Raw genomic sequence first — 12213 nt, forward strand, 5'->3', positions numbered from 1 at the left:
CAAGCGGCGACAACAGGTTACCTGATTTCGATGGGAATTCGCCCGCTCAACCATCGCGCCCAAAGCGCCTTTCTCCGCCAGGTCGTCTGGCCGCCTTCTCGCGCGCCATCGAGCGAGCCCGCAGCGCCTGCAGGGCGCTCAGCAGCGCTTCGTTTTGCGGGTGGTGCCGATAGTCGGGGTCGATATGCGCGAGCACGATCATGCCCTCCTGGTCGATGAGATAGGTCGCCGGAATCGGCACCAGGAAAGTATTCGCGCGCCGCGTTCTGGGGGGCACGTAGCCGAGATCCAGATATTGCTGCCTGAGTTCGGCGGGCAGTTCGAATGCGAGCCCGAACGAACGCGCGACCTTCATGTCCACGTCCACCAGTTCGGGGATGGGAAGTCGCCTGTCGGCCGAGGTGCGCGCGGTGGGAGGCGCGATCGCCAATGCGGCCGCGGCCGCGTTGGCGATCAGGCTATAAGTCGCGGCGAGCCGTGCCAGGCTCTCCTCGCCGAACGCACACCATGCCCCTCGGAAGAAATTCAGAACGACGGGGCCCTCGACCAGTAACTGGTCGAGGGACACGGGATTGCCACGGGTGTCCCGCAGCTGGAATCCCGGCACCCGGGTGCCGGCGCGCAGCGCCCCCGACACAGCCTCCGCGGCCGCGGCCATCGCCACCTCGACGGCACGGTCAGCCTCGGCGTGCGGCACGGGGAACGCTTGACGCATGCCCATTCTCGCTAGTCGGAGATCAAGCCGCGGCAACGGTGTTCGCTTCATCCTGTTCGGGCCGCGCTACCCCCTCCCCATACGCGGGGAAGTCCGAGTAGTTCGTTTCGTTCCCGCCCCAGAATGCCGCGCGGACATAGGGCGTCAGCGGCAAATCGTGTTGCAGCCGGTAGGGCAAATCGGGATTGGACGAAAAGTGCCGCCCAAAGGCGATCAGATCGGCGTCGCCCTTCTCGACCGTCGCAATGGCATCTTCGCGATCGAAGCCGCCCGCCGCGATGATCGGACCGGAAAAATGTGGCCGCAAGTAGGACGCCGCAACGACCGGATGACCCGCGTGCAGCGTGTCGTCGCCCTTGATACGCGGCTCGATGAAGTGCAGGTACGCGATCCCGTAGCCGTCCAGCACCTTCGCGACGTGGCTGAACGTCGCCTGGGGATCGCTGTCCGAGATTCCGCCCCACTCGCCCGAGGGAGAGATTCGCACGCCGACACGGTCGGCACCGAATACCGAGATCAGCGCCTCCAGCGCTTCACGCATGAATCGCACTCGGTTCTCGACCGGGCCACCATAGGCATCCGTGCGCTTGTTGGTGCCGTCCTGAATAAACTGATCGACGAGGTAGCCGTTGGCCGCGTGCAGCTCGACGCCGTCGAAGCCGGCCTTTTTCGCTCGTTCCGCGGCAACGCGGAAGTCTTCGACGATGCCCGGGATCTCCTCGATTCGCAGCGCGCGATGTGGAGATACGGGGACGAAGCCATCCTTGGTCAGTGCCACGCCCTCGAACGGCACCTCCGAAGGCGCCACCGGGGTGGCCCCACCGGCGACATCGACATGGCTTTGGCGGCCGCCGTGGATCAGCTGCAGGAACGCATATCCGCCCTTTGCATGGACCGCGTCCGCGATGGCCTTCCAGCCTTCGTGCTGACCGTCGTGAAAGATGCTTGCGGCGCCGAGGTACGAACGCGCCTGGGCGGAAACGCTCGCTGCCTCGATCACCAGCAGCCCGCCTTTCGACGCACGCTGACCATAGAAGTCCGCCATCATCGGGCTGGGAATGTCGCCCGGCTGGATCGTCCGGACGCGCGTCATTGGCGCGAGCGCGACGCGATGGTTGAGTTGGAATGCACCGACTTTCGCGGAGGTGAAAAGCTTTGCCATGATGGAACCTGTCAATGTCTGGGAACTGCCGGGAAGCTCCGGCATGCACACTTCGTTGGGCTGAAATGTAGGACCTTGAACAGGCGTCAGATAGCCCTCCGGCGGGATAGGGGCCATTCCGGATCCGGATAAATCCCGCTATCGATCCTCCCTGTCTTTCTCCCTGTCTTTCTCCCTCTCTTTCTCCCCTTGCTGGGCCAGCCACTCCACAAACGCGCGCAGATGCAGGGGCTTGTCCGCGTCGCGCGGTACCAGCGCGTGATAGGTGTTGCCCGGGGCCCGGATGTCGCCGAACGGCGTGGCAATGCGGCCGGCGAGCCGGTCTGTGGAAAGCGTCGGAAACGTGCCGATGGCCAGGCCCAGGCTGTCCACCACGGCCTGGAGCGTGACGAAGAAATGATCGAAGCGCAGCGTGCGCACTGGCCGCAACGATGCATGGCCAGCCTGCTGATCTGTGGCAACTTTTTCTACGACGCGGAGACCGGCGAAGAAGTCCTGATGAACGACGCGCGCTACCTGCGTGCCCCCACGGTACTGGCCGCCGCCGCGCAAGCCGGCGCGAAGGTTGCCGTGGTGACGGCAAAGGACAAGCTCCGCGCGCTACTCGGCCACGGCCTGCGGGGCATCTGCTTTTCCGCGGAAAAGGCCGATCAGGCGACACTCGAAGAGCATGGCATCGACGATGTACTGGCCCGGGTCGGCTTGCCATTGCCAACGGTCTATAGCGCCGATCTGTCGGAGTTCGTATTCGCCGCGGGTGTTGCGCTTCTCAAGTCCGACCGGCCGGACCTGATGTACCTGTCGACCACGGACTACGTACAGCACAAGCACGCACCGGGTACGCCGGGCGCCAATGCGTTCTACGCCATGATGGATGGCTATCTGTCCGACATGCAGGCGCTCGGCGCGGTCATCGGCATCACGGCCGACCATGGCATGAACGCCAAGACCGATGCGCTGGGCAAGGCCAACATCCTCTTTCTGCAGCAGGTGCTGGACCAGCGTTTCGGTGGCGGCGCCACGCGCGTGCTGCTGCCGATTACCGATCCCTATGTGGCGCACCACGGCGCGCTCGGCTCTTACGCCACCGTGTATCTGCCGGCGGGCACCGATCCGCGCGCGGTGCATCAGGCCATCGAGGCGCTGCCGGGCATCGAGCTCGTCCTGGACAAGCGCGACGCATGCGAACGCTTCGAACTGCCCGCGGACCGCATTGGCGACCTGGTGGTGGTCAGCGACCGCCTGACCGTCATCGGCACCGCGCCCGCGCGTCATGACCTCAGCGGTCTCGATGTGCCCCTGCGCTCGCATGGCGGGCTGTCCGAACAGAAGGTGCCGCTGCTCTTCAACCGGCCCCTGGCCAACCTTCCGGCGGGCCGTCTGCGCAATTTCAGCGTCCTGTCGCTCGCGCTCAATCACGCCGACTAGGCGCGCCGTGCCCCCACAAAAAAATACAACGGAGACAACACGATGGACATGCTGCAACAGCAGGAGCGGCGCGCCGGGCGATTGCCGCAAGATGCCCTGCCGCACGAGGCGGCAACCAGCGCCAGCCTGTATGCCAGGTGGCAATGGCGGGCCCTCCTCGGGGTGACGTTCTGCTACCTGTTCTATTACACGGGACGCCAGACGTTCGGCTTCGCGATACCGGGCATTCAGGCGGAGCTGAGGCTTTCGAAGTCCGCGCTCGGGTGGGTCAGCGCGACGATGCTGTGGGCCTATGCGGTCGGGCAATCGATCAACGGCAACCTCGGAGACAAGTTCGGCGGACGCGTGATGATGCTGGCGGGCGCGATTCTCTCGTTTCTGGCCAACGTCGCGACCAGCGAAGCCAGTGGACTGGTCTCCCTGATCGTCTTCTGGGGCATGAACGGCTATTTTCAGGCGATGGGATTCGCGCCCGGCAGCCGGCTGATCTCGAACTGGTGGGGGCATGGCAAGCGAGGCTTTGTCTATTCCTTCTATGTCGGCGGGTCGAGCCTGTCCTCGGTGATTGCCTATGTGTTGCCGATTCTCATCCTGCAGGTACTGGGGCTTGGCTGGCGGGAGATCTTCCGGTATGCGCCGATGCTGATGGTGGCGGGTGCGCTGGCGATGTTCTTCGTCGTGCGCGAGCGTCCCGAGGACCTGGGGCTAAAGGGGCCGGAGCAATCGGCTGGCGGCGCGTCCGAGCGCGAATACGCCAGCAGCGCGGCCCGATACAAGGCGGTGCTGTCGCAATGGCGGCTGTATGTCACCGCGCTATCGATCGGCTTTCAGAATGCCGCCCGTTACGCGCTCCTTATCTGGATTCCGGTGCACTTCTTCGGTCCGCAATGGAAGTCGCATCCCGACGGCATCGACCCGATGTGGATCACGCTGGCGTTGCCCGTGGGGATGGCGATCGGCGCGATCACCAATGGCTGGCTGTCGGATGCGCTGTTCGGTTCGCGGCGGTATCTGTCGATCGTGAGCTATATGGTCATCGCCACGCTCGTCGCGATGGGCATGATCGTCCTGCCGCACGGTAGTCCGTGGGCCGTGGCGGCGATCATGGCGTGCGGCTTCTTCGTCTACGGCCCGGCGTCGTCGTTCTGGGCACTGTGCCCCGATATCGTCGGCCGCAAGCTGGCCGGCACGGCGACGGGATGCGTCAACTTCGTGAGCTACCTGTTCGCCGGGCTGGCCGAGCCGATGATGGGCCGGCTGATGGACCATACGGGTTCCACCGCGGTGATCTTTCCGGTGGTTGCCTCGCTCTGCATGGCCAGCGCCATCACGGCGATATTTATCCGGCGCTGACGCTGTCCCGCTCGGCCACTGCCCGCAGAATGTCGCGCCAGCTGACGATGCCTACCGGTTCGAACGCTGGCGTGACGACAGGAATGCACGAGATGTTGTTGGCCAGGAACAAGGCGATGGCGTCCGCGATCGTGGCTTCCGGCGGCAGTGTCAGCGGCTGACGGGACATGATCTGGTGCACGCGCTTGTTCAGCGTGGCGAGATCGCGGGCGTTCTCCACATTGCTGCCGATGAATGGGCTCAAGGCGCGCAGCAGGTCCCGGTCGGACACGACGCCGCGCAGCTTGCCGTCCTCGACCACCAGCAAATGGTGAAAACTCGCCTGATCGAAGATATCCCTGACGGTCGTCAGCAAATCGTCGAACCCCACCGTGGCGAGGCGCCTGGACATGATGCTTTCTACGTTCACTTCTTGCTCCCCTCTTGCACGCGTCTGGGCCGTCCGACAGGTACGGTAGCCCGCCTCTATATCGGCAATATCCGGGAAGAATTGAATCGGGAAGGCGCCGGCGACCCCGCCGTGGGAGGCATGGCGTTGCCATGGCACGCAAACGATGCTACATCGTACGTGGTCAGCCTCAACCCGCACCGAAGCGCGCCGATGCCCTCCGCCGTCCGTAATTCCCTGCTCTGGATCTTCGACGCCTTCGATCGGGATGCCACCTATCTCCGCAAGCAGATGTTCGGCTGCGATGCGGCCTATATCGATGGACGCCTGTGCCTCGTGGCGGCGGATCGGGCGAAGCCGTGGAATGGGTTGCTGGTGTGCACCGCGCGGGAAGCGCATGCGAGCCTCCTCGAGGACTTGCCTGCGCTGCGTCCCCATCCGGTGCTCGGCAAGTGGCTCTACGTTCCGCAGGAGGATGCCGCGTTCGAGGACACCGCCGAAGCGCTCGTCGCCCTTGTGCTCGAGCGCGATACGCGTATCGGCGTGGAAGCGAAGCCCCGGAAGCGCGGCCGGCGGTCGGCGTTGCCCAAGCCGTAGCCTGTTTCGTCGCCGCGACGATCGCGGCCGCCTCGGGCGCAATCAAGCATCGTAGTCGGCCGACCGGCTCAGATCCCGCTGGCTTTCGATCTCGTTCACGCGCTTGTGCAGGTCCTGCACGACCGTATCGAAGCCCCACGCGCCCAGTACCAGATGGCGCGGCGCGTCGGCATTGCGCGCGATGGCGACCATGGCCTCGCCCGCGCGGACGGGGTCGCCGGCCTGTGTGCCGCTCGCCTGTTTGGTGCCGGCCAGCCGCTTGCCCGCAGTGTCGGCGTAGTCGGTAATCTTGCTCTGCGTCTGCCGCAGCGACCGGCCGGCCCAATCGGTGCGGAATGGGCCCGGCTCGATACACGTCACGCCGATACCCAGCGGCGCCACCTCCGCGCGCAGCGAGTCGGACCAGCCTTCCACCGCGTGCTTGGAGGCGGCATAGTAGCCAGACCCCGCGAAGCCGATAAAGCCGGCAACCGACGTGATATTGATGATATTGCCGCGCCGCCTTGCGCGCATGTGCGGAAGCACGGCACGCGTCACGCTGAACAGGCCGAAGACGTTCGCATCGAACTGCGCGCGGATCTCGGCATCCTCGCCTTCCTCGACGGTGCTCTGGTAGCCGTAACCGGCATTGTTGACCAGCACGTCGATCTGGCCGAAGCGCGCAACGGCCTCGGTCACGGCGGCTTGCACGTCGGCGGGGCTGGTCACATCGAGCGTAAGCGCGAGGGCACGGTCTTCCGCGCGCTGGACGATGTCGGCGACGCTCGACACATCGCGCGCCGTGACGACCACGCGCCAGCCCTTGTCGAGGATGACGCCCGCGAGCGCGCGGCCCAGACCGGTGGAGCATCCGGTGATCAACCAGACGGGAGTATCCGTTTGCGACATGATGTGTCCTTCAGAGGGGTTACATGGAGGGCGTGCGGGTCCTGATATCCGCACACTGTAGGCATTCCGCGCGGCGCGATAAAGCCATGTCACCCACATGCGCCTTGCCAGGGGATTTCATAATGCCGCGGCAATCGCCCCTGTGGCGATTGCTGCTCAAGGGTTAACAGTCGGTGCCGATACAAGGCGAGAGCGATTGGCTCTTCTCCTCACTATCGAGCATGCACACTCAAACTCGCATTACCCATATTGCTGCCGCGTCGATGCTTCTGATCGGCCTGACGATCGCCGGTTGCGGCGGCGATAGCAATGGTGGGCAGGCTGCCACCGCACCGGCAGGCAATACGCCCCCGCCCCCCTCCACGCCTTCCGTCCCGGAAGCGAAGACCTATACGATCGGCGGCGCGGTGACGGGCCTCGCCTCGAGCGCGACCGTGGTACTGCAGAACAATGGCGTGGACGCGGTGTCGGTGGCCGCCAATGGCAGCTTCACCTTCGCCACGGCTGTCAGCGGTGCATACGACGTGACGGTTTCCACGCAGCCGGCGGGCCAGACCTGCACCGTTACGCACGGATCGGGCACGGCCACGGCCAACGTCAGCGATGTCGCCGTGGATTGCGTCAACAATCCCGCGCCCGAGGCGCAGGTATCGACCTACGCGGGTTCGGCCACCGGCGGCTTCACGGACGGCCCGCTCGCATCGGCCACGTTCCTGTCGCCCATCGGCATCGCCTTCGATGCGGCCGGCAATATGCTCGTCGCCGACTCGCAGAACAGCGCGATCCGCAAGATCACGCCCGCGGGCATCGTGAGCACCGTCGTCGGTACGAACACCGTGGGCGTCGTGGACGGTCCCGCGGCATCCGCGCGCTTCCGCTATCCGAACGCGGTGACCGTCGATGGGGCGGGCAACCTGTACATCGTCGACCAGGGCAACAACTCCATCCGCAAGTTCGACGGCACGACGGTCTCCACCTACGCCGGCTCCACGGCCGGCACGCCGGGCTATGCCAACGCCGGATCGGGTACTGGGGCGCGATTCAGCTCGCCGACGAGCGCGGCGTTCGACGCGAGCGGCGATCTCTACGTGACCGAGTTCAACAACCACACGATTCGCAAGATCACGGCAGCGGGCGTCGTCACGACGCTGGCGGGTAGCAACCTGACGCCGGGCGCCACGGACGGTCCGGGTTCCACGGCGACGTTCTTCTCGCCGATGGATATCAAGCGCGATTCGCACGGCGATTTCTTCATCGTGGACATCTCGACCAACTCGATTCGCAAGATGACGCCGGCAGGCACGGTCACGACGTTTGCCGGATCCGGTGTCGCCGCCGTGGTCGACGGCACGGGCACGGCTGCCCAGTTCGACGGCCCCAACGGTCTGGCCATCGACCCGGACGACAACCTGTACGTTGCCGACCGTAATGGCAACACCATCCGCAAGATCACGCCCGCCGGCGTGGTAACGACCATCGCGGGAGGAAGCACGCCGGGCTCCACAAACGGCAGCGGGTCGACGGCGCGATTCAACACGCCGACCTCGATCGCGATCGACAGCGCCCGGAACCTCTATGTGACCGAGCTCAACCAGAACACGATCCGCAAGATCACGCTGCCTTGATGCGTGCCCGGCTCTCGTAGCACAGAGGGCGGGCGCGGTGACGAGGGCCACCGTGCGCGGGTATCCCCTGCGCACGGTGGCCCTTCGTTGTTACACTTCGGGCTTGCCAACGTGGCGCACGCCCTGCCTTCATCCCCCTATGACTCCTCTGGATTTACAACTGCTGCTGACCGCCCTGGTCAGTGTGCTGGTGCTCGTCGCGCTGATCGTGTCGCGCATCAAGATGCATCCCCTGCTTGCGCTGCTCGTGGTTTCAGTGGGGGTGGGGTTTGCGACGGGCATGGCGCCCGAAAGCATTGTCAAGCATCTGGTCGATGGCGCGGGCAAGACGCTCGGGGCCGTGGGTGTCGTGATCGCGCTGGGCGCCATGCTCGGCAAGATTCTTGCCGATGCGGGCACCACGGAGCAGATTGCCGAAGCCATCCTGCGGCGCGCGTCCGATCGGATGATTCCGTGGGCCATGACGCTCGTGGCGTTCGTGGTCGGGATTCCGATGTTCTTCGAAGTGGGGCTCGTGGTGATGCTGCCGTTGATTTTCAGCGTGGCGCGCAAGCTCGAAGCCAAGGGCCGGTTCAAGGGTTCGGCCTACGTTTATGTGGGCGTGCCCGTTATCTCCGCGCTGGCGGCCATGCATGGCATGGTGCCGCCCCACCCCGGTCCGCTGACCGCGATCGCCAGCCTCAAGACCTCGGTCGGTCCGACGATGCTGTATGGATTTCTGGGCGCCATTCCGGCCATGATTCTCGGCGGCCCGCTTTACGGCGCGTTTATTTCGCGGCGCATGACCACGAAGCCCGACCAGGCGTTGCTGGACCAATTCACGATCACGGAAAAGGCAGACGCCAGCCGTCAGCCCGGTGTGGGCATTGGCGTGCTGGCGGCGCTGCTGCCCGCGATCCTGATGCTCGTGCATGCGATCGCGGAAACGGTTCTGCCCAAAGGCAGCGCGGCGCTGCATGTGGCCAGCTTTCTCGGCAATCCGCTGATCGCCATGCTGCTGGGGGTGCTGTTCGCGATTGGCGCTCTCGTGCTGTCGCGCGGCGGCGATGCCGAGAAACTGCGCGGCGCGCTGGGCAGCAGTCTCAAGCCCATTGCCTCGATCATCATGATCATCGCGGGCGGCGGCGCCTTCCAGCAGATGCTGACGAGCGCCAAGGTCGGCGACGCCATCGTCCATCTGACGCAGCAGCTCGCGTTTCCGCCGCTGATTCTCGGCTGGCTCATCGCCATGCTGCTGTCCGTGTCGACAGGCTCGGCCACGGTCGGCATCGTGGGCGCGGCGGGCCTGCTCGCGCCGCTGGCCGGCAGCGATCCGAGCCTGAACCTGCCGTTGCTGGCCTTGTCGATCGGTTGCGGCTCGCTGTTCTTCAATTACGCCAATCACGCGGGCTTCTGGATGGTCAAGGAATCGTTCGGCATGACGATGAGCGAAGCGACCAAGACCATCTCGGTCGTGCAGTCGATCGTCGCCGTGGTGGGGCTGATCATGGTGCTGATCTTCAACGCCGCGATTCCCATGCACTGAGGCGCGGCCCCGGTTCCCCCATCAGCCCGCCTCCGCCACGAGGCGCTCGCGGATAAAGCCGAGGAAGGCGCGCGTGCCTTCCGGCAGCACCCGTCCGGCCAGCGTCTGGATTTCGATCACGCGGCTGCTCATGCCGCGTTCCCGGATCGTCACCGGGTGGATTTCCCCGCGGCGCACGCGGTCGCCGACCGTTACCGCGCCGGAGATCGACAGGCCGCCACCGTTCAGGACGAAGCTCGTCAAGGTTTCGAAATGGTTGGTCACCAGCACCGGTTCGAAAATGATGCCGCGCTCGCTGCAGGCGATATCGAACAGCTGGCGCACGGTGTTGTCGCCCTCGGGTAACGCGACCGGATGCGCCTGCATCTGCGCGAGCGTGATGCTGCGGAAGCGCGCGAGCGGATGATCGGGACGCATGATCGCGATGACGGGGGCCGGCTGCCTGTGCTCCACGCGAATGCCGTGCCCGGCCGCGCGACTATAGGTGATGCCGATATCCGCATCGCCATGGAGCACGATATTGGTGACCTCGGCCGGCGGCGCCACGCGAAGGTGGAAATGCAGCCCCGGATAGTCGTTCCGAAACGCTGCAATCGCCCGAGGCAGGAAATCGATCGCAAAGCCCGCGGACGTGGCTACCCTGACCCGGCCACGGCGCAGGCCCTGCAGCGCGGCAATCTCGGTCACGACCCGGTCGGCGTCGAGTGCGCCCCGCAGCGCGAAAGCGGCCAGCAACTCGCCGGCCGCGCTGGCCACCATGCCGCGCGGCCGGCGGTCGAACAGCGGCACGCCCAGCTGGTCCTCGAGCACGGCGACCTGTCGGCTGACCGCGGACACCGTGACATTGAGCCGCTTGGCGGCATCGGTCAGGGATCCGCAGCGGACCACTTCCAGGAAATAGCGCAGCGAGGTGTCCTGCAGGCGGTGTGACAGCACGATTCTGGTCTCTCCGGGATATCCCGAGGTTTGCGTTTTACGCAAGGATATCTGGAAAAATCATCGATTGTCGAAAAGGCACGCCCGCTCGTATGCTTTTCGGAACGCGACAAAAACAGAGCTCTTATGCCATCGCCTGCCAACGCTTCCATCGTCGAACTCGACGCCGTGTCCCTGTCCCGTGCCATCCATGCACGCGACGTCTCCTGTGTGGAGGTGCTCGATGCCTTCCTGGCGCAGATCGACCGCCACAATCCGCAGGTCAATGCGATCGTCGCGCCCGTCGATCGCGACGCCCTCCGCACATTGGCCGCCGAGCGCGACGGCGAGCTGTCCCGTGGCCAGAGCCGCGGCCCGCTCCATGGCTTTCCGCAGGCGCCCAAGGACATCATGCCGGCCGCCGGGATGGTCACCACCAAGGGCTCCCCGATCTTTGCCGGCCAGGTCAGCCGCACCGACGCCGTGATCTTCGAGCGCATGCGGGCGGGCGGCGCGCTGTTCGTCGGCCGCAGCAATTCGCCGGAGTTCGGGCTGGGGGGCCACACGTACAACCAGGTCTATGGGACGACCCGCAATGCCTGGGAACCGTCGCGGTCGGCCGGCGGCAGCAGCGGCGGTGCGGCGGTGGCCGTGGCGCTGCATATGCTGCCCGTGGCGGACGGCTCGGACATGATGGGATCGCTGCGGACACCGGCCGCGTTCAACCATGTGTACGGGCTGCGCACGTCCTTCGGTTGCGTGCCCCACGGGCCGACCGATGAGGTCTTCTTTCAGCAATTCAGCGTGGCCGGGCCGATGGCGCGCAATGTGCCGGACCTGGCATTGCTGCTGTCGGTGCAGGCCGGATTCGATGCACGGCTGCCTTTGACGCGCCGCGCGGAACCTCAGGGCAGTGTTGCGCTGCCGCCGCCGCGCGACTGGAAAGGCGTCCGCATCGGCTGGCTCGGCGATCTGGGCGGTCAGTTGCCGACGGAACCCGGTCTGCTCGGGACCTGCGAGCAGGCGCTGACGCATCTGCGCGATATCGGCTGCACGGTGGAAGCCGCGCTGCCCGACTTCGACCTCGAATCGCTGTGGATGGCGTGGATCGACCTGCGCAGTTTCGCGGTGGCCGGGGCCAACAAGGCGCTCTGGGATGACCCCGCGAAGCGTGCGCTGCTCAAGCCCGAAGCCGTTTGGGAGATCGAACGCGGGCAGGCGCTGTCCGGCAGCCGCGTATTCGAGGCCATGTGCGTGCGCAGCGCCTGGTATCAGGCCATGCGGGCGCTGTTCGAGCGTTACGACTACCTCGTCTTGCCCTCCACGCAGGTATTCCCCTTCCCGGCCGAATGGGACTGGCCGCATGCGATCGATGGCCGCGACATGGATACCTATCACCGCTGGATGCAGACCGTGGTGCCGGCCACGATGGCGGGACTGCCCGCACTCGCGGCACCGGCCGGTTTCGGTCCGAATGGATTGCCCGCGGGCATCCAGATCATCGGGCCGGCGCAGGCCGATGCGGCCGTCCTGCAGCTTGGGCACGCCTATGACGAGGCCGGCGGGTTCTCGCGCCTGCGCAGCCCGCTGTTGGGCTGAGCCATTGCACTGACGGAC

Annotated in this window: 11 protein-coding genes and 1 pseudogene; 6 read left to right on the forward strand and 6 right to left on the reverse strand. The window is 65.6% G+C overall.

Annotated features, from left to right (window positions below; genetic code table 11):
- Positions 1–46: 46 nt before the first annotated feature.
- From FOB72_RS19985 to FOB72_RS19995, 3 genes and pseudogenes are all read right to left on the reverse strand, one after another.
- A complete protein-coding gene (locus FOB72_RS19985) occupies positions 47–715 on the reverse strand; it encodes a redoxin domain-containing protein (protein WP_191002356.1) in 669 nt (222 codons plus the stop codon).
- A gap of 22 nt (positions 716–737) precedes the next feature.
- Positions 738–1877 (reverse strand): alkene reductase, encoded by a 1140-nt coding sequence (locus tag FOB72_RS19990; RefSeq protein WP_150374474.1) that lies wholly within the window; start codon positions 1875–1877, stop codon positions 738–740.
- Positions 1878–2015: 138 nt separating this feature from the next.
- Positions 2016–2327: pseudogene (locus FOB72_RS19995) on the reverse strand (LysR substrate-binding domain-containing protein); the annotation flags it as partial.
- Here FOB72_RS19995 and phnA point away from each other — a divergent pair.
- Entirely contained in the window at positions 2313–3305 is a 993-nt protein-coding gene (gene phnA, locus FOB72_RS20000; RefSeq protein ID WP_223851711.1) for a phosphonoacetate hydrolase, read from the forward strand. The pseudogene FOB72_RS19995 and the gene phnA sit on opposite strands and share 15 nt — an antisense overlap.
- Before the next feature lie 42 nt (positions 3306–3347).
- The gene (locus FOB72_RS20005; RefSeq protein ID WP_223851712.1) at positions 3348–4658 is read left to right on the forward strand and encodes an MFS transporter; all 1311 of its coding nucleotides are present in this window, start codon (positions 3348–3350) and stop codon (positions 4656–4658) included.
- Here FOB72_RS20005 and FOB72_RS20010 read toward each other — a convergent pair.
- Positions 4645–5205 (reverse strand): CBS domain-containing protein, encoded by a 561-nt coding sequence (locus FOB72_RS20010; RefSeq protein ID WP_317889556.1) that lies wholly within the window; start codon positions 5203–5205, stop codon positions 4645–4647. The two genes, FOB72_RS20005 and FOB72_RS20010, sit on opposite strands and share 14 nt — an antisense overlap.
- Before the next feature lie 54 nt (positions 5206–5259).
- On the opposite strand from FOB72_RS20010, the gene FOB72_RS20015 reads away from it, so the two are divergent.
- Entirely contained in the window at positions 5260–5643 is a 384-nt protein-coding gene (locus tag FOB72_RS20015; protein WP_150374476.1) for a hypothetical protein, read from the forward strand.
- Between the two features lie 42 nt (positions 5644–5685).
- Here FOB72_RS20015 and FOB72_RS20020 read toward each other — a convergent pair whose 3' ends face one another.
- Positions 5686–6531: an oxidoreductase gene (locus FOB72_RS20020; protein ID WP_150374477.1), complete on the reverse strand. Its 846-nt coding sequence runs from the start codon at positions 6529–6531 to the stop codon at positions 5686–5688.
- Positions 6532–6752: 221 nt separating this feature from the next.
- Here FOB72_RS20020 and FOB72_RS20025 point away from each other — a divergent pair, with 221 nt between their 5' ends.
- Together FOB72_RS20025 and FOB72_RS20030 are read left to right on the forward strand one after the other, a co-directional pair.
- Positions 6753–8156: an NHL repeat-containing protein gene (locus tag FOB72_RS20025; protein WP_150374478.1), complete on the forward strand. Its 1404-nt coding sequence runs from the start codon at positions 6753–6755 to the stop codon at positions 8154–8156.
- Between the two features lie 139 nt (positions 8157–8295).
- The gene (locus FOB72_RS20030) at positions 8296–9681 is read left to right on the forward strand and encodes a GntP family permease (RefSeq protein ID WP_150374479.1); all 1386 of its coding nucleotides are present in this window, start codon (positions 8296–8298) and stop codon (positions 9679–9681) included.
- Positions 9682–9702: 21 nt separating this feature from the next.
- On the opposite strand, the gene FOB72_RS20035 is transcribed toward FOB72_RS20030, so the two are convergent.
- A complete protein-coding gene (locus FOB72_RS20035; protein ID WP_150374480.1) occupies positions 9703–10617 on the reverse strand; it encodes a LysR substrate-binding domain-containing protein in 915 nt (304 codons plus the stop codon).
- 126 nt (positions 10618–10743) lie between these two features.
- On the opposite strand from FOB72_RS20035, the gene FOB72_RS20040 reads away from it, so the two are divergent.
- Positions 10744–12195 carry an amidase gene (locus tag FOB72_RS20040; RefSeq protein WP_150374481.1) on the forward strand — a complete coding sequence of 484 codons (1452 nt, stop codon included), beginning with the start codon at positions 10744–10746 and terminating at the stop codon, positions 12193–12195.
- Positions 12196–12213: the final 18 nt, after the last annotated feature.

The sequence above is a fragment of the Cupriavidus pauculus genome, assembly GCF_008693385.1.
In the GTDB taxonomy this organism is placed as follows: Bacteria; Pseudomonadota; Gammaproteobacteria; order Burkholderiales; family Burkholderiaceae; genus Cupriavidus; species Cupriavidus pauculus_D.

What these genes read in the sequence shown, in the direction of transcription:
- FOB72_RS19985 (WP_191002356.1), bottom strand. Translation starts at nt 715, where the DNA reads ATGCGTCAAGCGTTCCCCGTGCCGCACGCCGAGGCTGACCGTGCCGTC.
- FOB72_RS19990 (WP_150374474.1), bottom strand. Translation starts at nt 1,877, where the DNA reads ATGGCAAAGCTTTTCACCTCCGCGAAAGTCGGTGCATTCCAACTCAAC.
- phnA (WP_223851711.1), top strand. Translation starts at nt 2,313, where the DNA reads ATGGCCAGCCTGCTGATCTGTGGCAACTTTTTCTACGACGCGGAGACC.
- FOB72_RS20005 (WP_223851712.1), top strand. Translation starts at nt 3,348, where the DNA reads ATGGACATGCTGCAACAGCAGGAGCGGCGCGCCGGGCGATTGCCGCAA.
- FOB72_RS20015 (WP_150374476.1), top strand. Translation starts at nt 5,260, where the DNA reads ATGCCCTCCGCCGTCCGTAATTCCCTGCTCTGGATCTTCGACGCCTTC.
- FOB72_RS20020 (WP_150374477.1), bottom strand. Translation starts at nt 6,531, where the DNA reads ATGTCGCAAACGGATACTCCCGTCTGGTTGATCACCGGATGCTCCACC.
- FOB72_RS20025 (WP_150374478.1), top strand. Translation starts at nt 6,753, where the DNA reads ATGCACACTCAAACTCGCATTACCCATATTGCTGCCGCGTCGATGCTT.
- FOB72_RS20030 (WP_150374479.1), top strand. Translation starts at nt 8,296, where the DNA reads ATGACTCCTCTGGATTTACAACTGCTGCTGACCGCCCTGGTCAGTGTG.
- FOB72_RS20040 (WP_150374481.1), top strand. Translation starts at nt 10,744, where the DNA reads ATGCCATCGCCTGCCAACGCTTCCATCGTCGAACTCGACGCCGTGTCC.